Source organism: Streptomyces sp. NPDC045026, assembly GCF_056432625.1.
The window spans coordinates 131,061-153,248 of sequence record NZ_JBWKIS010000008.1; the positions used below are offsets into that span (position 1 = coordinate 131,061).

General features: G+C 70.6%; 22 protein-coding genes. 9 read left to right on the plus strand and 13 right to left on the minus strand.

Annotated features, from left to right (window positions below):
• Positions 1-65: 65 nt before the first annotated feature.
• Positions 66-1,220, minus strand: a complete 1,155-nt coding sequence (locus tag AC07EJ_RS19550; protein WP_389482005.1) for an RNA-guided endonuclease InsQ/TnpB family protein — start codon at positions 1,218-1,220, stop codon at positions 66-68.
• Between the two features lie 29 nt (positions 1,221-1,249).
• On the opposite strand from AC07EJ_RS19550, the gene AC07EJ_RS19555 reads away from it, so the two are divergent.
• Genes AC07EJ_RS19555 through AC07EJ_RS19565 form a run of 3 tightly spaced genes read left to right on the plus strand, consistent with a single transcriptional unit; the run spans position 1,250 to position 2,514 of the window.
• Positions 1,250-1,414, plus strand: coding sequence for an Arc family DNA-binding protein (locus AC07EJ_RS19555; RefSeq protein ID WP_478884604.1), 165 nt, complete (start codon positions 1,250-1,252; stop codon positions 1,412-1,414).
• 51 nt (positions 1,415-1,465) lie between these two features.
• Positions 1,466-1,924, plus strand: a complete 459-nt coding sequence (locus AC07EJ_RS19560) for a hypothetical protein (RefSeq protein ID WP_389482010.1) — start codon at positions 1,466-1,468, stop codon at positions 1,922-1,924.
• 56 nt (positions 1,925-1,980) lie between these two features.
• The gene (locus tag AC07EJ_RS19565; RefSeq protein ID WP_389482011.1) at positions 1,981-2,514 is read left to right on the plus strand and encodes a hypothetical protein; all 534 of its coding nucleotides are present in this window, start codon (positions 1,981-1,983) and stop codon (positions 2,512-2,514) included.
• Positions 2,515-2,523: 9 nt separating this feature from the next.
• Here AC07EJ_RS19565 and AC07EJ_RS19570 read toward each other — a convergent pair whose 3' ends face one another.
• Positions 2,524-3,801, minus strand: coding sequence for an SWIM zinc finger family protein (locus tag AC07EJ_RS19570; protein WP_478884605.1), 1,278 nt, complete (start codon positions 3,799-3,801; stop codon positions 2,524-2,526).
• 13 nt (positions 3,802-3,814) lie between these two features.
• On the minus strand, positions 3,815-6,679 hold the full coding sequence (locus tag AC07EJ_RS19575; RefSeq protein WP_389482016.1) for a DEAD/DEAH box helicase: 2,865 nt from the start codon (positions 6,677-6,679) through the stop codon (positions 3,815-3,817).
• Between the two features lie 238 nt (positions 6,680-6,917).
• Here AC07EJ_RS19575 and AC07EJ_RS19580 point away from each other — a divergent pair, with 238 nt between their 5' ends.
• The 5 genes from AC07EJ_RS19580 to AC07EJ_RS19600 all read left to right on the plus strand — a co-directional run bounded on the left by AC07EJ_RS19580 (position 6,918) and on the right by AC07EJ_RS19600 (position 11,134).
• The gene (locus AC07EJ_RS19580) at positions 6,918-7,511 is read left to right on the plus strand and encodes a histidine phosphatase family protein (RefSeq protein WP_478884606.1); all 594 of its coding nucleotides are present in this window, start codon (positions 6,918-6,920) and stop codon (positions 7,509-7,511) included.
• A 182-nt stretch (positions 7,512-7,693) separates the two neighbouring features.
• Complete coding sequence (locus AC07EJ_RS19585; RefSeq protein ID WP_389482019.1) at positions 7,694-8,332, plus strand: hypothetical protein; 639 nt, start codon at positions 7,694-7,696, stop codon at positions 8,330-8,332.
• Between the two features lie 97 nt (positions 8,333-8,429).
• Positions 8,430-8,852 (plus strand): acyl-CoA thioesterase, encoded by a 423-nt coding sequence (locus AC07EJ_RS19590; RefSeq protein ID WP_389482021.1) that lies wholly within the window; start codon positions 8,430-8,432, stop codon positions 8,850-8,852.
• A 371-nt stretch (positions 8,853-9,223) separates the two neighbouring features.
• Entirely contained in the window at positions 9,224-10,048 is an 825-nt protein-coding gene (locus tag AC07EJ_RS19595) for a chitosanase (RefSeq protein WP_389482024.1), read from the plus strand.
• Positions 10,049-10,213: 165 nt separating this feature from the next.
• Positions 10,214-11,134 carry a hypothetical protein gene (locus tag AC07EJ_RS19600; RefSeq protein ID WP_478884607.1) on the plus strand — a complete coding sequence of 307 codons (921 nt, stop codon included), beginning with the start codon at positions 10,214-10,216 and terminating at the stop codon, positions 11,132-11,134.
• An 89-nt stretch (positions 11,135-11,223) separates the two neighbouring features.
• Here the strand turns inward: AC07EJ_RS19600 and AC07EJ_RS19605 are convergent, their stop codons facing one another.
• On the minus strand, positions 11,224-11,967 hold the full coding sequence (locus AC07EJ_RS19605; RefSeq protein WP_478884608.1) for an AraC family transcriptional regulator: 744 nt from the start codon (positions 11,965-11,967) through the stop codon (positions 11,224-11,226).
• A 140-nt stretch (positions 11,968-12,107) separates the two neighbouring features.
• Here AC07EJ_RS19605 and AC07EJ_RS19610 point away from each other — a divergent pair, with 140 nt between their 5' ends.
• Positions 12,108-13,271: an MFS transporter gene (locus AC07EJ_RS19610; RefSeq protein WP_478884661.1), complete on the plus strand. Its 1,164-nt coding sequence runs from the start codon at positions 12,108-12,110 to the stop codon at positions 13,269-13,271.
• Positions 13,272-13,290: 19 nt separating this feature from the next.
• Here AC07EJ_RS19610 and AC07EJ_RS19615 read toward each other — a convergent pair whose 3' ends face one another.
• The 9 genes from AC07EJ_RS19615 to AC07EJ_RS19655 all read right to left on the minus strand — a co-directional run bounded on the left by AC07EJ_RS19615 (position 13,291) and on the right by AC07EJ_RS19655 (position 22,146).
• On the minus strand, positions 13,291-14,730 hold the full coding sequence (locus AC07EJ_RS19615; protein WP_478884609.1) for a nucleobase:cation symporter-2 family protein: 1,440 nt from the start codon (positions 14,728-14,730) through the stop codon (positions 13,291-13,293).
• A 129-nt stretch (positions 14,731-14,859) separates the two neighbouring features.
• Positions 14,860-16,353, minus strand: coding sequence for a nucleobase:cation symporter-2 family protein (locus AC07EJ_RS19620; protein ID WP_389482033.1), 1,494 nt, complete (start codon positions 16,351-16,353; stop codon positions 14,860-14,862).
• A 235-nt stretch (positions 16,354-16,588) separates the two neighbouring features.
• Entirely contained in the window at positions 16,589-17,977 is a 1,389-nt protein-coding gene (locus AC07EJ_RS19625; protein ID WP_389482035.1) for an 8-oxoguanine deaminase, read from the minus strand.
• Between the two features lie 48 nt (positions 17,978-18,025).
• On the minus strand, positions 18,026-19,426 hold the full coding sequence (locus AC07EJ_RS19630; protein ID WP_389482037.1) for a nucleobase:cation symporter-2 family protein: 1,401 nt from the start codon (positions 19,424-19,426) through the stop codon (positions 18,026-18,028).
• Positions 19,427-19,493: 67 nt separating this feature from the next.
• A complete protein-coding gene (gene pucL, locus AC07EJ_RS19635) occupies positions 19,494-20,426 on the minus strand; it encodes a factor-independent urate hydroxylase (protein WP_389482039.1) in 933 nt (310 codons plus the stop codon).
• Between the two features lie 5 nt (positions 20,427-20,431).
• Positions 20,432-20,821 carry a hydroxyisourate hydrolase gene (uraH, locus tag AC07EJ_RS19640; RefSeq protein WP_389482040.1) on the minus strand — a complete coding sequence of 130 codons (390 nt, stop codon included), beginning with the start codon at positions 20,819-20,821 and terminating at the stop codon, positions 20,432-20,434.
• Positions 20,821-21,363, minus strand: a complete 543-nt coding sequence (uraD, locus tag AC07EJ_RS19645) for a 2-oxo-4-hydroxy-4-carboxy-5-ureidoimidazoline decarboxylase (protein ID WP_389482042.1) — start codon at positions 21,361-21,363, stop codon at positions 20,821-20,823. Before uraD ends, uraH begins: the two co-directional genes overlap by 1 nt.
• A 157-nt stretch (positions 21,364-21,520) precedes the next feature.
• Complete coding sequence (locus AC07EJ_RS19650) at positions 21,521-21,898, minus strand: helix-turn-helix domain-containing protein (protein WP_389482044.1); 378 nt, start codon at positions 21,896-21,898, stop codon at positions 21,521-21,523.
• A complete protein-coding gene (locus AC07EJ_RS19655) occupies positions 21,895-22,146 on the minus strand; it encodes a YkoF family thiamine-binding protein (protein WP_362898919.1) in 252 nt (83 codons plus the stop codon). The genes AC07EJ_RS19650 and AC07EJ_RS19655 overlap by 4 nt, the downstream gene beginning before the upstream one ends.
• Positions 22,147-22,188: the final 42 nt, after the last annotated feature.

Below are 22,188 nucleotides of genomic sequence, written 5' to 3' on the forward strand. Positions count from 1 at the left end.
GGAAGGGGATTCCTAGCTCACGTTGCCTGCGGACCGGCGGTCCACAAGGTCTTACACGATCAGCGCTAACCGGGTACGAGACCAGCCCGGACGAGCATCACACGTGCGGAATTCTTGTCTCTGGGCGAGACGGTTCCGCACGCGGTACACGTGTAGGTACGTTCTGAGAGAGGCAGCGCGTGCTTGGCTCTTGCTCCGCACTGTGCGCACTCCATGGTGGTGTGCGCAGGGTGGACGAGGTACAGTTCACGGCCGTGTTTGGCCGCCATGTGGATCAACGCTTGTTTTGTTGCTCCGATTGCGGCATCAGCGGCTTTGCGGGCCATGGTGGACTTTGCGAGGAACTTCGGCTTGAAGTCCTCTACTGCGAGCCGATCGTGATCGCGGACTACTTGCTTGGCCCATTTGCGGCCGTCGTCCTCGCGCTGCCGCGCCACCTTCTTGTGCAGTTTGGCCGTCCGCCGCTTCGCTTTCCGGTAGCCCTTCGAGCCGGGCTGCCCACGCTTGGGTTTACGCCGGGCCATCATCCGCTGGTAGCGGGTCAGCTTCCCGGCAGAACTCTTTCCGTGCTCACAGTGCGGTAGGTCGTGGGCGTCGCTGGTGGTGGTCGCGGTCTCCTTCACACCCCAGTCGATTCCAATGTCCCGCCCGGTGGCCGCCAGGCTTTCAGTAGCCGCGGCGACGACGAACGAGGCGTACCAGTGACCGAGACTGTCGCGGTAGATCCTCACGGATGAAGGAGGCCCGGGCAGGTCCCGCGACCACACCACTGTCAGGCCAATCCCTCCCGCAAGGTGCAGGTGGCCATCCTTGATCCGGAATCCGCGTTTCGTGTAGTTCAGGCTCGGGTCCGCCGTGTGCTTCTTCCTCCATTTCGGCATCCCCGCGCGCTGCCGTAGAGGCAGGCGGGCCTTGATGTCCTTCAACGCCTTGGCCCGGGAATTGGCGAAGTCGCGGATGATCTGCTGCTGCGGAACGCTGCTGCCCTCACGCAGCCACGCGTTCGCGCGGCGGGCCTCGGTCAGCATCTTGTCCAACCGGGCAGGTCCGCATCCCTCACCGTCCCGGTGGGCCTTCTTCGACCGGGCGGCGCACTCGTTCCAGATCCACCGACATCGGTCCCACTCACCGAGCAGAGCAGACCGGGCAGTTGACGATAGGCGGAGCCGGTAGGTGTACCGGGCGTGACCAGTCCCCTCAACAGTCCGCAGTGTCGTCATGCCACCAAATTAGCACTAGAGTTGAAAGCATGGTTCAGGTTCATGAAGTGCGCATCACACTCCGGATTCCCGAAGAACTCCACGCGTGGCTGACTTCTCAAGCCAAATCCGCCCGGCGGTCCCTTAACTCCGAGATCCTGCACCGGCTTGAGGTGGACCGCCCCGGCCCGTCCGAAAACGACGAATCGCCCTGACCGCAATCACGCCCACCCAGGATTCTTCACGGCCCTCAAGGAGCAACTCCCATGGATGCGGCGCTGATAGCCGTGCTCGGCACCCTGCTCGGTTCCGTCGTCACCCACTTCTTCCAGGCGCGGTCCACTGAACGGGTCGCCGGACTCGCCCGCGCCGAGCAGCTGCGTCAGGAGCGGATCTCCAGCTACAGCGCGTTCGCCGGGGCCCTGTTCGACTACCGGCGCAGTCAGAACGACCGCTGGTTCCGGGCCCATGAGGTGCCGGGTTCCACGCAGGCGGAGGAGGCCCGCTTCGCCTCGTACGAGGCGCGGATCAGCGCGCGGCAGGCGCTGGCGCGGCTCCAGTTGGTGTGCGACCGCGCGGACACGCGCCAACTGGCGGAGAATTCCTTCGAGTTGGCGAACTGTCTGCACGAGGCGGTGGACGAGGAGGACCGGGACCGGCGGTCACAGCGGTGCAAGGAAGCCCTGACGAGGTTCATCGACTCGGCGGCCCCGAGCGTGCGCTGACCGTGTGTCCGACGTCGCCATGAGCGATCACCGGCCTCGGTGGGCAGTACCTCTGCATGACACACAGGCCGCTGCTCCTCCTGGACGTCGACGGGCCCCTCAACCCGTACGCCGCCCGCCTCCCCCGTCTGCGCGGTTACGCCGCTCACCGCGTCCACCCGGCGAACTGGCTCTCGCGCCAGGTCCCCGGCTCGCGCCGTCACCGCCGCGGGTTACGGGTCGTGCTCAACCCGTCCCACGGCCGGCGCCTGGCCGGCCTGCCCTTCCAACTGGTCTGGGCGACCACGTGGATGCACGAGGCGAACGAGATGATCGGCCCGGCGATCGGACTGCCCGCCGCGCTCCCGGTGATCGAGTGGCCCGAGCTGTTCGCCAGGGATCCCGACGGCCTCTACTGGAAGACGCGCCCGCTGCTCGACTGGGCGGCCGGGCGGCCCTTCGCGTGGGTCGACGACATGATCACGGATCTGGACTCCCGCCATGTGACCGCGCACCACGACGCTCCGGCCCTGCTCCTGCGCATCCATCCGCGCCACGGGCTGCGCGAGACGGACTTCACGACGCTGTCCCGGTGGGCGGAGGCGTTGTGAGGCGACGCGTCACCGGCCGAGCAGTGCCGTGAGGGCTCCGACGGGGTCCGTGTCGGGGGTGCCTCTCGGCCACCAGTCCTCACGGCCCGGGTCCGACTCGTAGCCGTACCAGAGGCCTTCGCGGCCGAGGCGGAGCTGGAGGTTGTCGGTGGACAGCCTGTTGCGGTGGGGGCGGAAGTGGGGGAAGTCCGCGGCGATGAGGGCCGGGCGGGCCCGGTCGAAGGGGCCGGCCGGCGGGTCCCACTCCTCTTCCAGGACGGCCAGGCCCGCCAGTCCGCCCTGGCGCCAGGCGGCGACGGCGCGGGCCAGGTCGGTGGCCGTGCGTCCGGTGCCCTGCGCGAGGGACTTGTACAGGGCGCGTGTGGACGCCGCGAGGCCGGAGCCGGGGTGGGCGGCGGCGAGCCGGACCGCGTCCTGCCAGGGGGTGAGTCCGGCGATCGGGTCGATGCCCCGGGTGAGGAACGTATGGGCACGGGCCGCGGCCTCGGTGGCGAGCAGGTCGAGGGCGAGCGGGTCGGGGGCGCCGGACGCGTGCGGGTAGACGGGCGGGCGGCCCGGGTGCGCGGGGACCGGGAACGGTGGGGGCAGAAGCGGCAGCGTGCGGGGCGCGAGGGCTTCGCGCGCCGCGACCGAGGGCAGCGCCGGGGCCGTGGCGGAGCGCTCGCCGGCGGCCCGCGCCGCGTTGCGCCGGGTGAGGTCGGCGAGGAGCTCCTGTTCGCCACGGCCGCGCAGCAGGAAGAGGACGAACGGGTCCTCGTCGAGCAGTCGTGCCGTCTGGTAGCAGAGCGCGGCCGCGTGCTTGCAGGGGTAACCGTCGTCCGGGCAGGAGCAGTCGGGGATCAGGTCACCGACGGCAGGCAGGAGGTCGGCGACGGCGGCCAGGGCGTGCGGCACGTCCTTGTCGAGGAGCGCGGCCATGTGGTCGGGGCGGGCGGCCGCCGTGTCGAGGATGCGCTCCCAGTCGTCGTCGTGGAGGGTGCGCAGGCGGATCTCCGTGCGGTACGGCCTGGGGCGTGAGCCGTGGACGTAGGCCATGACGCGGCCGGGGGTCGCGGTGATGGCGTCGACGTGTCCGCGGTCGGCGTAGGCGCGGCCGCGGGTGAGGCGGGCCGGGTCGAGCGCCGTGTCCACGAGGGCGTCCACCCATGCGTTCCCCCACCAGGTCAGGGCGAAGTCGTCGGCCGTGCGGGTGCGGGGCGGCAGGGGCGGGAAGGTGCGGCGGCGGTCGTCGACGCGGGCGCGGGCCTGGGCGTGCGCGCCTGCGCGGCCCGGCGTGTGGGGTGTCATGCCGTCCTCCGTGTCATGCCGTCCTCCTGAGGGAGACGAGGTCGGCGAGCTCCCGGTCGGTCAGCTCGGTCAGGGCGGCTTCGCCGGAGCCGAGCACGGCGTCCGCGAGGGCCTTCTTCGCGGCGAGCATCTCGGCGATGCGGTCCTCGACGGTGCCCTCGGTGATGAGGCGGTGCACCTGGACGGGCTGGGTCTGGCCGATGCGGTAGGCCCGGTCGGTGGCCTGCTCCTCGACGGCCGGGTTCCACCAGCGGTCGAAGTGGACGACGTGGCCCGCGCGGGTGAGGTTCAGGCCGGTGCCGGCGGCCTTCAGGGAGAGCAGGAAGACGGGGACCTCGCCGGACTGGAAGCGGTCGACCATCCGCTCGCGTTCGGCCACGGGGGTGCCGCCGTGCAGGAGTTGGGAGGGGACCGCTCGGGCGGCGAGATGGGCGGCGAGGAGGCGGGCCATCGACACGTACTGCGTGAAGATGAGGACGGAGCCGTCCTCCGCGAGGATCGTGTCGAGGAGTTCGTCGAGCAGGGCGAGCTTGCCGGAGCGGCCGGTGAGGCGGGCGCGCGGGGCGTCCGCTTCCTTGAGGAACTGCGCCGGGTGGTTGCAGATCTGCTTGAGCGACGTGAGGAGCTTCATGATCAGGCCGCGGCGTGCGATGCCCTCGGCGGCCTCGATCTCCGCCATCGCCTCGCGGACGACCGCCTCGTAGAGCGAGGCCTGTTCCCGGGTGAGGGGGGCCGGGTGGTCAGACTCGGTCTTGGGCGGCAGCTCGGGGACGATCCCGGGGTCGGACTTCTTGCGGCGGAGCAGGAACGGCCGCACGAGGCGGGCCAGGCGCTCGACGGCCTCGGCGTCCTCACCGGTCTCGACGGCGCGCGCGTGGCGGGCGCGGAAGGACTTGAGGGGGCCGAGCAGCCCGGGGGTCGTCCAGTCGAGCAGGGCCCACAGCTCGGAGAGGTTGTTCTCCACGGGCGTGCCGGTGAGCGCGATGCGGGCGGGCGACGGGATCGTGCGCAGCGCCTTGGCGGTGGCGGAGAAGGGGTTCTTGATGTGCTGCGCCTCGTCGGCGACGACCATGCCCCAGGTGTGCCCGGCCAGTTCGGCGGCGCGGGTGCGCAGGGTGCCGTACGTGGTGAGGACGAAGCCGCCGTCGAGGCCGTCGAGGGTGCGGTCGGTGCCGTGGAAGCGGCGGACGGGGACGCCGGGGGCGAAGCGGGTGATCTCGCGCTGCCAGTTCCCGAGGAGCGACGCCGGGCAGACGACGAGGGTGGGCGCCGCCTTGTCCCTGCGCAGGTGGAGCGCGATGAGGGTGACCGTCTTGCCGAGGCCCATGTCGTCGGCGAGACAGCCGCCGAGGCCGAGCGAGGTCATGAGGTCGAGCCAGGCCAGGCCCCGCAGCTGGTAGTCGCGGAGCGTGGCGTGCAGGCCCGCGGGCTGGGTGGCGGCGGAGGGGCCTTCGACGAGCCGGTCGCGGAGGTGGGCGAGGACTCCGGTGGGGACGGCCTCGACGCGCTCGCCGTCGATGTCGGCCTCTCCGGTGAGGGCGACGGCGAGGGCGTCGACGGGCTGGAGCAGGCCCAGCTCACGCTTGCGGGCTTTGCGTACGAGGTCGGGGTCGACGACGACCCATTGGTCGCGCAGCCGGACGACGGGCCGGTGGGACTCGGCGAGTTCGTCCATCTCGCGCTCGGTGAGAGGGTCACCGTCGAGCGCCAACTGCCAGTTGAACTTGAGGAGTTCCTCGCCGTCGAAGAACGGGGTGCCGTCCGTGGCGGAGCCGGGCGCGGCGGCGCGCACCACGGCGGTGGCGGTGAGGGCGCGGGCCAGGTCCCTGGGCCAGTGGACCTCGACGCCCGCGTCCGCGAGGCGGGCCGCGGCCGGGCCGAGCAGGTCGAGCAGCTCGCCCTCGGAGAGTGCGAGGACGTCGGGCACGTCACGCTCCAGGACGCGGCCGAGCGGGGGCCAGACGCGGGCGGCGCGGCGCAGGGCGAGGACGGCGTCGATCCGGGCGCGCGGCCCGAAGTGCGCCTCGCCGTCGCCGGCCCAGAGCCGCGCGGCGTCGACGACCTGGGTGGGGTCGGCGAGGCTGTGCACCTGGACGAGGGCGGCCCCGGCCCGCCGCCGCTCCTCGGCACCTGGGCCTCCCGGGCCGTCCTCACCGGCGGAGGCGGGGTCGGTGGCATCGGCAGCGTCATCCGTGTCGAAGAGCGTGAAGTTCGAGAGGTCGAGGCGCAGGGACACCCGTACGCCCGCGTCCATCCCGGCGGCCGCCTCGACCGCCCAGGCACGCGCGGCGGGCAGGTGCTGCGGCGCGAAGGAGGCGAAGGGCGCCCCGGCCGCGAAGGGGGCGGCGGGGCTGCGCGGCAGGGAATCGGCGACCGCGTCGAGGAACGCGCGCACAAGGGCCTCGGGCTCGGGCAGCCGCAGCGGCTTGGAGCCCTCCACCGGCGCGGCATGGGCCTCGTACGGCATGGCGGCGGCGATGGCCCGCAGCTGGGCGATGTCGTCCGCGTCGAGAGGGCCCGCGCGCCACGCGTCGTGGTCGGAGGCCGTGAGACCGGGCAGGAGACGGCCGCGGCCCACGAGGTGCAGGGCGTGCAGAGCGGCGGCGCCCCAGCAGGCCGCGGCGGGATGGGCTCCGGGGGTGTGCCGGGCCCGCACGAGCAGGGGCAGGGCGTCGGTGACGGGCAGCCGGACCGCGGGCACCGTCCGGGCGCGGGCGCCCGCACCGTGCGGCCGGACGACGGTGAGCGGGGTGGCGCCGGGCAGGTCCGTGCCGTCCGGGTACCAGAACGCGACGCTGCTCTCGCGCGGCAGGGGCGCGGGAAGGAACACGGCGGCCGCGGCGACGGTGATGCCCCTACGGTCGGTCTGCTCCGTCATGGCCGGGCTCCTTTCCCTGGTCGGCAGGCATGGGTACGCCCTGATCGGTGCGGCGTGCGTCGTCCTCGTCCGGCGGGACCGGCGACGTCTACGACCTTACGGGCGGGGTCTGACAATCAAGGCCGGGCGTCCCTCCCGCACCGCGTGTACGGTTCGAACGACGGGCCCTGGCAAGATCGCCGGGCCCGAACGACGGCGGCCTCGGAGAGAACGGCCTCGGAGAGAACAGGACAGTCGCATGGGTGACCTGCTGCTGGTCCGGCACGGCGAGACCGAGTGGGCCCTGTCAGGGCAGCACACGGGCTCGACCGACATCCCGCTGACGGAGAACGGCCGCGAGCAGGCGCGCAAGCTCGCACCGCTCGTCGGCAGCTATCACATCGGCGCCGTCTTCTCGAGCCCGATGGTGCGGGCGTACGAGACCGCGCAGCTCGCGGGTCTCAAGAACGTGCGGGTCGACGCCGACCTGCGCGAGTGGGACTACGGCGCCTACGAGGGCGTCACGACGCTCGAGATCCATCGCACCCGGCCCGGCTGGTTCCTCTTCACGGACGGGGTCGCGCCCGGACCTCCGGAACACCCCGGCGAGAGCCCCGAAGAGGTGGGGGCGCGGGCCGACCGCATGCTCGCGAAGGTGGACGCCGCCCTCTCGGAGAACGAGGGCAGCGTCGTCCTCGTCGGCCACGGCCACTTCCTCCGGGTCCTCACCGCGCGCAGGCTCGGCCTGACACCTGCGGACGGCGCGCATTTCCTGCTGGCCACGGGCACGGTCAGCAGGCTCAGCACGGAGCACGGCCGTCCGGTCGTCGCCAGGTGGAATCTGCGGCCCTGATACGCCATCGGACCCGGCCGTTGTCAGCCCCCGTCGTCAGACCCCGTCGCCGGACCTCCTTGTCGGACCTCCTTGTCGGACCCCGTTGTCAGACCCGTACTGCACCATCGGAACGTACGGAGCACGTACGGAGCACGTACGAAGCACGTACCGGCCGAGGGACAGGATCAGGGGGTGGCGTCATGACCAGGCCGCTGACCGCCGCGCAGCGGCGCATCGTCGAGGAGGCCGACCCGGTCACCGGGCGCCTCAAGGGCGGCGAGGCCCAGCTCGCGCGCCTCGTCCTGATGAAGCTCGCGTTCCGGCACCCACGCCCTCCGCACGGCCACTTCCTGACACCGGCCGGACACCGGATACGGGAGGCGGGGGACGAACGGGAGCGCGCCGAACAGCCCCCGCCACCGGCAGCATCGGTCGGCGGCCCGTTTGCGGCGCGGGTCGGCGGAGAGCCGCCGGTCCCGGACGGCCCGGCGCGGGCGCGCGAGGTGCGCAGCGCCTGGCAAGGGCTCGTGGAGATGCGCCGGATGACCAATCCGGGGGGCGTCACCGACCGCCCGTGCGCCTGGGAGCGCGCTCATCTGGTGCAGGCCGCCGCCCTCGCCCTGGAAGCTGCGGGCTGCCGGCCGGCGGAGGGTGACGCCGGGGACGGCCACCGGGTCGGCGGGACACCACAGCCGGAGGCCGTGGCCGTACGGGGACGCGGGCCGGGCGGAATCACGGGCTGCGCCGCCGCGTTGGAGCGGGCGGGGTGGCAGGTCAGCGAGCACGCCGAACCCCGCACCGGTGGGCGGTACTTGCTGGCGTCACCGAGACGGGCGTGACACCGTGCCAGCCGAAGTAGCCGCAGCGGAAGCAGACCCCGTAGCCGTGGCCGAAACACCAGTCCCAGCAGCCGTAGTAACCGTCGAAGGGAAAATTGTGGCCGAGCCGTTCACCGTGCACATACAAGTGCGCGGGTACGAGACCGATTCGCAGGGGCACCTCAATCAGAGCGTGTATCTGCAGTACGCGGAGCACGCGCGATGGGCGCTGCTCCAGCAGGGCGGGATCCGGCAGGCCGACCTGCTGGCGAAGGGGGTCGGCCCGGTCACCTTGGAGACGACCATCCGCTACCGCCGCGAGCTGCGCGCGGGCGACGAACTGGACGTGAGTTGTGCGTTCGTGTGGACGGAGGGCAAGACGTTCCGGATCGAGCAGTCGGTGCGCAAGACCGACGGCACGCTCGCGGCCGAACTGACCGGGGTGGGGGGCCTGATGGACCTCAAGGAGCGCAAGCTCGTGGCGAATCCGCGCGAATACTTCCGGGCACTCGCGTCGGACCCACGCTCCTTCGGCCTCTGATTCGCCGGCCACGCCGAGCCGTAGGAGGCACTGCCGAGCGACGCGGGCCGCCGGCTCGCGCCAGGGCCCGCGGCGCTCAGGACCGCGCCTGACCCCGACGCCGCGCTCGCGCCCTGGCGAAGGTTCTGCCGGGGCGCGACCGGCCGGGCCCCCATCACGGAGGCGGCCCGGCAACTCGCTGTGAGCGAGCGCCAGTTGCACAACCTCTTGGCGGACGGTGTCGGCCTGCCCTTCCCCGAATCGCGCCGCCCGCCCCACCCCACCCCGGACCCCCAACTCCCTTCCGCTTGACGGGTATACGTCACCCGCAATCTCTGGTAGGAAACCTTCCTAACAGTTCGCGGAACGACGAACTCCCCCATGGAGGTCCCGTGCACACCCCCCACATACACACGTCCCGACGCACCCTGCTCGCCCTGATCGGCGCCTCGGTCGTCGCGGCTCCGCTCCTCACGACCCAGCTCGCGACGGCCACGCCCGTGTCCGCGGACGGGCTCGACGACCCGGCGAAGAAAGAGATCGCCATGAAGCTGGTGTCGAGCGCGGAGAACTCCTCGCTCGACTGGAAGGCCCAGTACGGCTACATCGAGGACATCGGCGACGGCCGCGGCTACACCGCCGGGATCATCGGCTTCTGTTCCGGCACCGGCGACATGCTCGACCTCGTGGAGCTCTACACGCAGCGCAAGCCCGGCAACGTCCTCGCGAAGTACCTGCCCGCCCTGCGCGAGGTGGACGGCACCGACTCGCACGAAGGCCTCGACCCCGACTACGAGCGCGACTGGGAGGAGGCGGCCGAGGACTCCGCGTTCCAGCAGGCCCAGAACGACGAGCGCGACCGCGTGTACTTCAACCCGGCGGTCTCGCAGGGCAAGGCGGACGGCATCGGCACGCTCGGGCAGTTCGCTTACTACGACGCCATCGTGATGCACGGCGACGGCGATGACGCGACCAGCTTCCGCAACATCCGCAAGCGCGCCCTCGCCCAGGCCGAGCCCCCGGCACAGGGCGGCGACGAGGTTGCGTACCTGAACGCGTTCCTCGACGCGCGGGTGTGGGCCATGAAGCAGGAGGAGGCCCACAGCGACACGAGCCGCGTCGACACCGCACAGCGCGTCTTCCTGGAGAACGGCAACCTGAATCTGGACCCGCCGCTGGACTGGAAGGTGTACGGGGACAGCTTCCACATCGGCTGACAACTCCCGCCGTGAGGCGGCGCGTTCGGCATCCGCGGGTGCCGGGCGTGCCGCTTCCGCGTACCCCGATCGACCCATCCGCCACTTGCCCCGGCTCACCATGATCGCTACGGTCCCGGGCAGCCACGCGTCTACGCGCGTCACCACGAAGCGAGAGGCCCGCCCATGCAGCTCCGTCACAAGTCACTGCTCGCCGCCGCCACCGCGACCCTTGCCCTGGTGGCGGCCGGCCGGGCGGGAGCCGCGGGCCCCTGGGTACAGGTAGGCGACGATGTGAAGTCCGGCGTCAGCGGGCTCGCCCTCACGGAGCACTCCGGCAACACGGTCCACGCGCTCATCGTGCGCGACAACAAGAGGCCGGGTGACAACCGGATCGCCCAACTCACCTACAGCGCGGGCGAGTCCGCCTCCGCCGACGTCACCCCGGTCACCTGGGACGGCGCGGAGCCGAACGACCTGGAGGCCGTCGAGGCCGTGCCGGGCGCGCCCGGCGAGTATGTGGCCCTGGCCAGCCGGGGACTCGTCTACCACCTCCAGCTGACCGGCAGCACGGTGAAGGTGCTCGACCTCTCGCCGCTCCCCGGGATCGGCGAGGGCGACGACTTCGAGAGCTTCGCGCTGGCCTCGAAGCAGGGGAAGCTCGCGGCCGTGTGGGCGGACCGGGGAGACGGGGCCGGGCGGCCCGCGACGGTCTTCGCGGCGCCGTTCTCCTACAACCAGTACGGGGAAGCGAAGTTCGGGGCACTGCAGCAGGCGTCGTTCCGGGCTCCGTACCCGACGGGTGACGTCCGGCACGTGTCCGACATCTCGGTGACCGATGACGGGCGGATGCTCGTCAGTTCGGCGTCGGACGCGGGCGACGACGGGCCGTTCGACTCGGCGGTGAGCTTGGCGGGACGCGTGCGGATCTCGGGGACGGGGGCGGTGCGACTGACGGTCTCCACGTCTCCTGAGGTGCTGGGGAAGTTCACCGGATTCAAGGTCGAGGCGCTGGAGTGTGTGCCCGGGTCGCGTGACGCGGTGCTCGGTACGGACGACGAGAACAAGGGCGGCTCGGTCAGGACCGCCGCCCTGTGCGGGAGTTGACCCGACGGCACCAATTCCCGAGCCCCAAACGGCCGAAGGCCGGACAGCCGACGCGGGAGGGACAGTCCGCGGCCGGACAGCCTGCGGCCCTAACCGCGGCTGTACTCCCCCGGCGTGGTGCCGAACGCGCGGCGGAACACGTCGATGAAGGCACTGGTGGAGGACCAGCCGCAGCGGTGCGCGACCGCCGTGACCGGCTCCCCCTCCGCCAGCATCCGCAGCGCGTGGTACAGGCGGAGCTGGGTGCGCCACTGGGGGAAGGTCATGCCCAGTTCGCGGCGGAAGAGGCGGCTCAGCGTGCGTTCACCGGCTCCGGACGCCCTTCCGAACGCGGCCAGGGGCCGGGGGTCGGCCGGGTCGTCGTACAGGAGGTCGCAGACCGCTTTCAGGCGTGGGTCGGTGGGGGTGGGGAGCTGGAGTGGCTGCTGCGGGGATGCCCTCAGCTGGTCGAGGAGGACGGCGCGCAGGCGCCTGCTCTCGGGGGTGTCGTCGTGGGGGCCGCGGGTGGCGGCGAGGAGCAGTTCGCGCAGCAGCGGGCTGACGGTCAGGACGGTGGGCACGTCCAGGCCGAGCGGGTTGACCCGGGCGGGCAGGCCGAGCGTGTGCAGGTCGAGGTGGCCGTGGGCGCGGTGGGCGTGGACGCAGCCGGCCGGTACCCAGATGGCGCGGGTGCCGGGTGCGAACCAGGTGCCGGCGTCGGTGGTGACGGCGAGGACTCCTGAGCCCGCGTAGATGATCTGGTGCTCGTCGTGCCGGTGCGGGTCGATCCGCCCGCCCGCCGCAAGCTTCCGGGTGTGGGTGGGTGCCTCGGGCTGGTGGCGGATGTTCGGCATACGTTGGCACTTTATCGGAAGCGCGCCACCAGGGCCCGTGCGGACGATGGGCGGGTGTCAGACAACCGGACCTCCGTCTCCCCGCGCCCACGGCCGAACCAACAGCCGCCCCCGGACCACCGGCCTCCCGGCGCGGGCCCATCACCCTGCTCGCCCTCGGGCACGCGTGCGTGGACGTCTATCAGGGCGCGGTGGCCGCCCTGGTGCCGTTCTTCGTCTCCGAGCGGGCCTACACCTATGCCGCCGCCTCCGGGATCCTCCTGGCCGCGTCCCTGCTGTCGTCGGTGGTGCAGCCGTTGTTCGGCGCGCTCACCGACCGGTGGGCGATGCCGTGGCTGCTGCCGGTGAGCTGCGTGGTGGGCGGGGGCGGTGTGGCGCTGGCCGGCGTCGGCGACTCGTACGCCCTCACGCTGGCGGTGGTCGCGGTGTCCGGGATCGGGGTCGCCGCCTACCATCCGGAGGCCGCGCGCGTGGCCCGCGTCGCGAGCCGTGGCAGCCATACGGCCATGGGCTGGTTCTCCCTGGGCGGCAACCTCGGATTCGCCACCGCGCCCCTGCTCGTCTCGGCCGTCGTCGCCACCGGCGGGCTGCACGCGTCGCCGCTCCTCGTCGTCCCCGGCCTGGCCGGAGCGGCCCTGTGCGTGGCCGCCCTGCGCTCGGGCAGGAGGGCCGCCCCGGCGGCGGCTGGACCCGCGCTCGCGGCGGACGGAAGGGACGACTGGCCGTCGTTCCTCAAGCTGACGGGCGCCATCATGTGCCGCTCGGTCGTCTTCGTCGGCCTGAGCGCGTTCATCTCGCTCTACGCGCGCCAGCGTGCGGGCGGCGGTGAGGTGGCGGGTACGGCCGCGCTGTTCGTGCTCTACATCGGCGGCGCGGCGGGCACCGTGGCGGGCGGCAGGCTCGCCACCCGCTTCGGCCGCGTGCCGGTGCTGCGCTGGTCGTACGCCCTGACGGTCCTCGCCGTCGCCGGGGTCGTCTTCGTCCCGGGTCCCGCGCTCTACGTGTGCGTGGCGCTGACGTCGGCCGGTCTGTACGTACCGTTCTCGCTGCACATCACGCTCGGCCAGGACTACCTGCCCCGGCGCGTGGGCACCGCGAGTGGCGTCACCCTGGGTCTTGCCGTCAGCGTCGGCGGGCTCGCGAGTCCCGCGATCGGCGCCCTCGCGGACGCCACTTCCCTGCGGACCGCACTCGCGCCGCTGGCCGTGCTGCCGGCGCTCGGCTGGCTGCTCGTACGGATGCTGCGCGAGCCCGGCGGACGGCCGACGAAACCCGCGGCGCAGACGAAACAGGCGGAGCAGTAGGAGCAGGTAGGAGTGACGGTCAGTGTGGGAGGGCCGGTTCGGGCGCCGTGGCCGAACCGGCCTTCCTGCCCAGGTGGTTGAAGAGGAGGTTCAGGCTGACCGCCAGGATGCAGCCCGTCGAGATGCCCGAGCCGAGGACGATCTGCGCCCAGTCGGGGAAGGACGCGTAGAACGAGCTGTTCACCGCCGGAATGAGGCCGACGCCGATGGTGACGACGGCGATCAGGGTGTTGTCACTGCGGTGCAGGTCGGCGCGGAGCAGCATCTGGATGCCCGAGAGGGCGATCGAGCCGAAGAGGAAGAGCGAGACGGCCGCGAGAACCGGCATCGGGACCACCGCGATCAGCGCGCCCGCGGCGGGGCTGAGGCCGATGAGGATGAGGATCGCGCCGGACAGGGCGACGACGAAGCGGCTGCGGACGCCGGAGATCACGACGAGGCCGATGTTCTGCGCGAACGCCGAGTTGTGGAACCCGTTGAAGAAGGGGCTGACGGCCGAGCCGAGGGCGTCGGCGCGCAGGCCGCGGGCGATCGTCTTCTCGTCGACCGGTCGGTCCACGATCTTGCCGAGCGCGATCATGTCGGCGGTCGATTCCGTGAGGATCACGAGCATCACGACGCACATGGAGAGGATCGGCGCGAGGGAGAAGGACGGGGCGCCCCAGTGCAGCAGGCTCGGGAGGCCGAAGGCGTCCGCCTCCTTGAGGGCCGAGAAGTCGGCGAGACCCATCGGGATCGCCAGGAGCGTGCCGAAGACCAGCGCGATGAGCATGGCGATCTGCTTGAGGAAGCCGGTCGTGAACTTCTGGAGCACCAGCATGACCAGGACCGTCGCCGCCGTCAGGGCGATGTTCTTCGGGTCGTTGCGGTGGGAGTGCGCGGTCGGATCGACGATCCAGCCGTAGGCGACGGGGAACAGCGAGACGCCGATGAGCGTGATCACCGAGCCGGTGACCACCGGCGGGAAGAACTTCACCAGCCGCGAGAAGTACGTGGAGACCAGGAAGCCGAAGACGCTGGACACCAGGATCGCACCGAAGACGACCGGCATGCCCGCCTGAACGCCGCCCTCGGTGGCGAGGATCGTCAGCATGACGCCCACACCTGCGAACGAGACCCCGTTGACGAACGGGAGGCGTGAGCCGATGAAGTTGCCGATACCGAGCGTCTGGAGGAGCGTCGCGAGGCCCGCCATCAGGAGGCTGCCGGCCATGAGTACGGCGGTGTCCCCCGCAGACATCTTCGAGGCGACCGCGATGACGATCGGCACGGAGACCGCGCCCGCGTACATGGAGGCGACGTGCTGGAAGCTGGCGACCGCCATGCGGCCGGGCGTCAGGATCTCGTCCACCGGATGCACGTCGGGCACTTCGGACACTTCAGATACGGCGTGCACGTCGCCTACGCCGGACACTTCGCGCTCGTCCTGCACTGCCTGCGCGTCAGGGGTGTCATTCATGGGTGGCGCTTCTTCCGTGCTGTGACGCCGGGGCCGGTCCCGTCGCGCTGCGGCTCACGCGGGACCGGCATCCGGGTTTACTGGAAAGTAACTTCCGCCATACGGTCCGGCGGCGTCACGCACGTTACGTCAGTGCACCCCTGCTGCGGAAGACCCTGCCCCCGCGGATGACTCCGCGACCGTGCGCGTTTGGGCGATCTCACCACCCGGTTCCATCGGTGCCGTGACCTCGTCCGCGTCCTCGCTGCGGCCGAGGTGGTTGAAGAGGAGGTTGAGGACCACCGCGGCCACACAGCCCGTGGAAATACCCGAATCCAGGATGATCTTCGCGGTCTCGGGGAAGGCGTGGTAGAACTCCGGCGCCGCGATCGGGATGAGCCCGACGGCCAGCGAGACGGCCACGATCAGAACGTTGTTGTCCCGCTCCAGGTTCGCCTTGACCAGGGTCTGGATGCCGCTCGCCGCGACCGAGCCGAAGAGCACGACGCCCGCGCCGCCGAGGACGGGCCGGGGCACGACCGCGATCAGGGAAGCGGCCATCGGGCACAGGCCCATCAGGACGAGGAAGCCGCCGCCCGCGGCGACGACGTACCGGCTGCGGATCTTCGTCATCGCGACGAGGCCGATGTTCTGGGCGAAGGCGCTGCACATGAAGCCGTTGAAGAACGGGCTGAGCGCCGTACCCAGCGTGTCCGCCCGCAGACCGGCCGCAATGGTCTTCTCGTCGGCGGGGCGTTCCACGATCTCACCGAGCGCCAGCATGTCGGCCGTGGACTCCGTCATCGAGACGACCATGACGACGCACAGGGAGACGATCGCGGCGGCGGCGAACTGCGGGGCGCCGAAGTGGAACGGCGTCGGGAAGCCGATGACGTCCGCGTCGCCGATCGGGCTGAAGTCCGTGACACCGAAGGGGATCGCGACGAGGGTGCCGATGACCAGGCCGAGCAGTACGGCGATCTGCTTCACGAAGCCCCTGGTGAACCGGCGCAGCAGCAGGACGATGACCAGGGTGATGCCCGCGAGCGTGAGATAGGTCGTCGACCCGTAGTCCTTGGCCGCGGGGTTGGGGCCTTGGGCCCAGCCGAACGCGACGGGCATCAGCGAGACGCCGATGAGGGTGATGACCGTGCCGGTCACGACCGGCGGGAAGAAGCGCACGAGCTTGCTGAAGAAGGGAGCGGCGATGAAGCCGAGCACGCCGGCGACGATCACCGCGCCGAAGATGACGGGCAGCGCGTCCTTCTTGTCGTCGGTCGAGTTGACGACCGCGATCATGGGCGCGACACCGGCGAAGGTGACGCCGTTGACGAACGGCAGGCGGGCGCCGATCTTCCAGATGCCGAGCGTCTGGAGGAAGGTGGCGAGTCCCGCGGTGAACAGGCAGGCGCCGGTCAGGAAGGTGAGCTCCTTGGGCGAAAGGCCCACGGCGGCGCCCACGATGAGCGGCGGCGCGACGACGCCCGCGTACATGGCGGCGACGTGCTGGAGGCCGGTCGTCGCCATCTTCAGCGGCGGCAGCTTCTCGTCCACCGGGTGCTTGCCCGCCGGATCTTCGGTGTGCCCCTCGGATATCTCGTCGGGGGTGGTGCCTTGCTTGGTGAACCTGGGCTTGGTGGCCACTGCGGCTCCTCCGGTTGTTTTCCAGTGCCTGGGCGGCACTTGCTTCTGGGAGGTGGTGCGACGTGCAAGGACTTGCCTGTATTCGGTTGTGGGTACTGCGCCCAGGTAGTAGGTGGTGCTGACCGCCCCGGAGACGTGAAGTGTTGGGCCACGATCCGGGGCGGCACTTGAGCAGCCCGCTCGGCAGCTCAAGTCCGGTCGGGGGCCGTCCCCCCCGACCGGAGTTCTAGGGTTGTCAGGCCTCGGCGGTGATCCGCGCGAGACGCTGTGCCTCCTGACGCGCATCGCGGGCGATGGCGTCCTCGTCGGCGTGCAGCAGGCGTCCGTCCTCGACGACCGGCTTTCCGTTGACGAGGGAGAGGGTGACCGGGGCCGCCGCGCCGAAGACGATGGCGGTGACCGGGTCGGCGATCGAGGAGTGCCCGATGCCGTCGATCTTCCACAGGACCAGGTCGGCGAGCTTGCCCGCCTCCAGCGAGCCGATCTCGGCGGCGCGGCCCAGGACCCGGGCGCCGCCGGCGGTGCCGAGCCTCAGCGCCTGGCGGGCGTTCAGGGCGGCCTCGCGGTGGACACCGAGACGGTTGATGAGGAGCGCGTTGCGCAGCTCGGTGTGCAGCTCGCCGGACTCGTTGGACGCGGTGCCGTCGACACCGAGGCCGACCGGGACGCCGGCCTTGAGCATGTCCGGGACGCGGGCGATGCCCGCCGCCAGGCGGGCGTTGGACGACGGACAGTGCGCGACACCCGTGCCCGTACGGGCGAAGGCGGCGATGTCGGAGTCGTTCATGTGGACGCAGTGCGCCATCCACACGTCCTCGCCGAGCCAGCCCGTCGACTCGAAGTAGTCGGTCGGGCCCATGCCGAAGAGCTCGTGGCAGAACTTCTCCTCCTCGACCGTCTCGCTGCCGTGGGTGTGCAGGCGTACCCCGAGGCGGCGCGCCAACTCGGCGCCCTGCTTCATGAGTTCGGTGGAGACGGAGAACGGTGAGCAGGGGGCGACGGCCACCTGGGTCATCGCGCCGAAGGAGGCGTCGTGGTGCTTCTTGACGGTCTCCTCGGTGGCGGCGAGCGCGCCCTCCAGGGTCTCGACCGCGAAGTCCGGGGGCAGGCCGCCGTCCTTCTCGCTGCGGTCCATGGAACCGCGGGCCAGCGTGAAGCGGACACCCATGTCGCAGGCCGCGCCGATGATGGCACCGGACAGGTCGCCGGAGCCCTTCGGATACACGTAGTGGTGGTCCATCGCGGTGGTCACACCGCCGCGGGCCATCATCGCGAGGGAGCCCTGCGCGGCGACGCGGGCCATCTGCTCGTCGATGCGCGCCCACGTCGGGTACAGCGCGACCAGCCAGTTGAACAGGTTGTGGTCCGTGGCCAGGCCCCGGGTGATCCACTGGTAGAAGTGGTGGTGCGTGTTGATCAGGCCGGGCGTGACGAGGTGGCCGGTGCCGTCGACGCGGCGTACGACGTTCTCGAGGCCCTCGGGTGCCTGGCCGGCGCCGATGGACTCGATCTTGTTGTCGGCGACGACCACGTAGCCCGAGGCGTACTCGGTGTCGTCGGCGTCGACGGTCGCGATGGCCGCGTTCTCGATGACGATGCGGGAAGGGGCTGCCGAAGGTGCCATGGTGCTTCCTTCATGGTGAGTGGCGAGGCGAGTGGGCACGGCAGGACCCTAGGAGGACTTGAGTGCCGCGGCGGCAGAGGCGCGGCCGCGGGTGCCGAGATGGTGGAAGAACAGGTTCAGCGATACGGCCACCAGAGCACCCGCGCTGATGCCGGAGCCGAGCACGGTCTGTGCCCAGGCCGGGAATTCGGCGTAGAAGGTGGGCGCGGCGAGCGGGATGATGCCCGCGCCGAGCGAGACGGCGACAAGGATGATGTTCGAGCTGTCGTCGAGGCCGGCCTCCGACAGCGTGCGGATGCCGCTGACGGCGATGGAGCCGAAGAGGACGATGCCCGCGCCGCCGAGGACGGGCATCGGCACCGTGGAGACCACCGCGCCGAGCACCGGGAAGGCGCCGAGAACCAGGAGCGCGCCGCCGGCGGCGGCCACCACGTAGCGACTGCGCACCTTGGTCAGCGAGACGACGCCGACGTTCTGGGCGAAGGCCGAGGTGGGGAAGCCGCCGAAGACGGGGCCGAGGAGCGTGGCGAGGCCGTCGGTGCGCAGGCCGCGGGTGATGGTCCTGCCGCTGGTCTCGCGGTCGCAGATCTCGCCGATGGCGAGCATTCCGGCGCTGGACTCCGTCATCAGGACGAGCATCACCAGGCAGAGCGAGATGATCGCGGCGGGCTGGAACTCGGGCGTGCCGAACGCGAAGGGCGTGGGCAGCGCGGCGACGGGCGCCGACCTGAGGGCGCCGAAGTCCGCCATGCCGAACGGGATCGCGGCCAGGGTTCCGATCAACAGGCCCAGCAGCAGGGCGACTTGCTTGACGAAGCCGCGGCCGAAGCGCTGGATCACCAGGATGACGACAAGCGTGAAGGCGGCGAGTGCCAGGTACTTCATGTCGCCGAAGTCGACAGCGGTCTTGTCGCCGCCCTGCGCCCAGGCGACCGGGACGGGCATCAGGGTCACCCCGATGAGGGTGATGACGACGCCCGTGACGAGCGGCGGGAAGAAGCGCAGGAGCTTGCCGAAGAAGGGGCCGATCGCGAGACAGAAGACGCCGGCGACCATCACCGCACCGTAGATGGCGGGGAGTTGGTCGCCCCGGGCGTTGGTCTCGGCGATGGCGAGCATCGGCGCGATGCCGGCCGAGGAGGCGGCGTTGACGAACGGCAGCCGGTTGCCGATGAGGCCCTTGACGCCGAGGGTCTGCAGGAGGGTGGCCACGCCCGCGATGAGCAGGCTGGCGGCTATGAGCCGGGTCTGGCCCGCCGTGTCGAGGCGGACGGCCTGGCCGATGATGAGCGGGGGCGTGACCACGCCCGCGTACATCGCGGCGATGTGCTGGAGTGCCGCGGGGACGAGCCGCGAGGGGTGGAGCTTTTCGTCCACCGGATGGACCTCAGGTCCTGCCGGTGGGGTGGAACACGGGCCTTCTGCCGGCCCCTTTGCAGGCGTTGCCATTGCTGTTCCCTCCGGTGTGGCGCACCCCCCGCCCGGCTTCGGGCGAGCAGGGGGTGCGCGCCCCGCGTCAGAGGTTGGTCATGTCGACCGGGATGTGCGGCTTGCAGCCGTCGCGCAGGATGGTGGCCTCGATCAGGCCGTAGGGGCGGTCGGCCGCGTAGTACACGGCGCCGTCCTTGGCCTCGTTCGACAGGCCGAACGGGGAGAGGTCCTGGCGGAAGTGGTGCTTGTTGGGCGCGGAGAAGCGGATCTCGTCGATCTCGCTGCGGTTGTTGATGACCCGCGAACCCATTTGGTACAGCGTCTGCTGGAGCGAGAGCGAGTACGTCTCCACGAACGCCTGGAGGATGTGCTTCTTGGACTGCTCGTAGGACTTCTCCCACTGCGGCATGCGCTGCTCGTCGGAGGTCCAGTTGTGCCGCCACCACGTCGACAGGGACGTGGCGAGGATGCGGTCGTAGTCCTCCTTGAGCGTCGTGTACTTGTCCTTGATGTAGCCCCAGAACTCGGAGTTCGTGGAGTTCATCACGGTCAAGTCCTTGAGCCCGGACAGGACTTCGAAGTTCTCGCCGTCGTACGTGATCTGCGCGAGGCGCGTCTCCTGGCCCTTACGGACCCAGGAGTGCTTGACCTCGTCGGCACCGATGAACTTGGAGTTGCCGTCGGAGCCGGCGATGCGCTCCCAGGAGTACTCCTCGATGCGGATGCGCGCGCTGTGGATGGACGGCTGGCTGTCCACGAAGTGCCGGGCGAGGTGGATGCCGTACTGCTCGGCCGACTCGATGCCGTATTCCTTGGCGAACGCGAAGCAGGTGTTCTTCGTGGTGTCCGTCGGAAGGCAGTTGGCGTTCGAGCCGTTGTAGTGGACGTCGTCGAGGTCGCCGGAGAGGGCGACCGAGACGTTCAGGTCCTTGATGTGGTGGGTGTCGCCGTCCCGCGTGATCTTGACGACGCGGTTCTCTGCTTTGCCGTACTGGTTCTGGCCGAGAATCGTGGGCATGTCTGCTAGCTCCCTCGGTAAACGGAGTAGCCGAACGGGTTGAGCAGCAGCGGTACGTGATAGTGCTCGCCCGGCTTGACGGCGAAAGTGATCGCCACCTCCGGGAAGAACGCACCGCTGTCCCTTACGCGGGGGGCGTCCTGCTGCGCCTCGGCTTGGTTCTTTTCGAAGTACGTCTCGACCGCGAAGTCGAGACGTACATGGGTGGTGCCCTCCGGCAGCGCCGGCAGGTCCTTGCAGCGCCCGTCCGCGTCGGTCGCGGAGCCGCCGAGCGCCACCCACTCGGCGTCGCTGCCCGAGCGGGCGGCGAGCGAGATGGCGACGCCCTCGGCGGGGCGTCCGATGCTGGTGTCGAGAATGTGTGTCGACACCGACGCGGTGGTCGCGGTGCTCATCAGTCCTTGTCCTCTTCTGTTTCCAGTTCCAGTTCTACGTCTTCTTCGGCGAGGCGGGTCAGGCGGATACGGTTGATCTTCCCCAGTTCGGCGCGCACGATCTCGCGCTCCGTGCCGGCGTCGTTACCGATCCTGGCCTTCATCGCGTCGCGCATCTGCTCGCCGGTCGCCCCGGTGGCGCAGATCAGGAAGACATGACCGAACCGGTCCTGGTATGCCAGGTTCAGTTCGAGCATCTCGGCCTTGAGCTCCTCCGAGGCGCCGGCCATGCCCCGCTGCTCGCGGGACGAGGTCGGGTCACCCGGCTTCGGGCGGCCGATCGGGGGGTGCCCCGCCATCGCCTCGGCGAGATCCTCCGCGCCGAGCTCGGCCATGGCGGCGTCGCTCGCTGCGAAGAGTTCCTCCGTGGTGGCGAAGGGGCGCTGGGCGAGGAGCTTGATCCCCCACGCCGAGCTGGCACACACCTCGTGGAGCGCGGCACCGGCCGCCTTCTCCTCAAGGGTGTTGAACCGGGAAAGCCCCGGCATCGGACGTGAAGTCACGGGAAGCCTCCGTGGCCTTGGTGCTGGACGGGCTGCGGATAGCTAACGCCCTCCGAAACACCACGTCAACACTTTGTTGAAAACTCGGAGTTACAAAAACCGCCGCCCGGTATCCGGACGGCGGCTGGTTCGACACCTTGGCGTGTTAGAAGGCCACCTACTCCCCCTTGGCCGCGTTTTCCCTGTTCAGGTAGTTGTAGACGGTAAAACGACTCACCCCGAGGGCGCCCGCGACCGTCTCCACACCGTGCCGCACGGAGAAGGCACCGCGTGCTTCCAGGATCCGTACGACCTCCTGCTTGGCCTTGCGGTCGAGGGCCGACAGGGGCATGCCCCGCCCGCGCTCCATGGCCAGCAGGATGTGATCCAGGGAGTCGGCCAGCTGGGGCAGCCGTACGGCGATGACCTCGCGGCCCTCCCAATGCAGGACGACATCGTCCTTGCCCGCCTCCTGCGGCGGCAGCATCTCGCCCCCCATGGCGTCCACCAGCGGCTTCACCGCGCTGACGAAGGGGACGTCTCCTGTTGCGGTCACTTATCGCCCTCCCCGATCACATTGACCTGGAGCGAGACGCGGGTGGCGCCGGCCTCCAGGGCCTGGCGCAGCAACGCGTCCACCGCCCCGAGCACGGCACCCGCGTCCCCCTCCGCGGTGTTGCCGAACGGCCCTACATCCACCGCGTCCAGTTCGGCCTTCTGGATGACGCTGCGGGCGACGACCGCGTGGGGCGGCGCCTCGTCCAGGTCGAAGGGCTCGGTCGTGAACTCCACTCTCAATCGCACGGGGTCAACCTACTGCCGAGACCTGTTTTTCCGGCAGCCCCT

Coding starts and splice junctions, on each gene's coding strand:
- AC07EJ_RS19550 (WP_389482005.1), bottom strand. CDS start 1,220: ATGACGACACTGCGGACTGTTGAGGGGACTGGTCACGCCCGGTACACC.
- AC07EJ_RS19555 (WP_478884604.1), top strand. CDS start 1,250: ATGGTTCAGGTTCATGAAGTGCGCATCACACTCCGGATTCCCGAAGAA.
- AC07EJ_RS19560 (WP_389482010.1), top strand. CDS start 1,466: ATGGATGCGGCGCTGATAGCCGTGCTCGGCACCCTGCTCGGTTCCGTC.
- AC07EJ_RS19565 (WP_389482011.1), top strand. CDS start 1,981: ATGACACACAGGCCGCTGCTCCTCCTGGACGTCGACGGGCCCCTCAAC.
- AC07EJ_RS19570 (WP_478884605.1), bottom strand. CDS start 3,801: ATGACACCCCACACGCCGGGCCGCGCAGGCGCGCACGCCCAGGCCCGC.
- AC07EJ_RS19575 (WP_389482016.1), bottom strand. CDS start 6,679: ATGACGGAGCAGACCGACCGTAGGGGCATCACCGTCGCCGCGGCCGCC.
- AC07EJ_RS19580 (WP_478884606.1), top strand. CDS start 6,918: ATGGGTGACCTGCTGCTGGTCCGGCACGGCGAGACCGAGTGGGCCCTG.
- AC07EJ_RS19585 (WP_389482019.1), top strand. CDS start 7,694: ATGACCAGGCCGCTGACCGCCGCGCAGCGGCGCATCGTCGAGGAGGCC.
- AC07EJ_RS19600 (WP_478884607.1), top strand. CDS start 10,214: ATGCAGCTCCGTCACAAGTCACTGCTCGCCGCCGCCACCGCGACCCTT.
- AC07EJ_RS19605 (WP_478884608.1), bottom strand. CDS start 11,967: ATGCCGAACATCCGCCACCAGCCCGAGGCACCCACCCACACCCGGAAG.
- AC07EJ_RS19615 (WP_478884609.1), bottom strand. CDS start 14,730: ATGAATGACACCCCTGACGCGCAGGCAGTGCAGGACGAGCGCGAAGTG.
- AC07EJ_RS19625 (WP_389482035.1), bottom strand. CDS start 17,977: ATGGCACCTTCGGCAGCCCCTTCCCGCATCGTCATCGAGAACGCGGCC.
- AC07EJ_RS19630 (WP_389482037.1), bottom strand. CDS start 19,426: ATGGCAACGCCTGCAAAGGGGCCGGCAGAAGGCCCGTGTTCCACCCCA.
- pucL (WP_389482039.1), bottom strand. CDS start 20,426: ATGCCCACGATTCTCGGCCAGAACCAGTACGGCAAAGCAGAGAACCGC.
- uraH (WP_389482040.1), bottom strand. CDS start 20,821: ATGAGCACCGCGACCACCGCGTCGGTGTCGACACACATTCTCGACACC.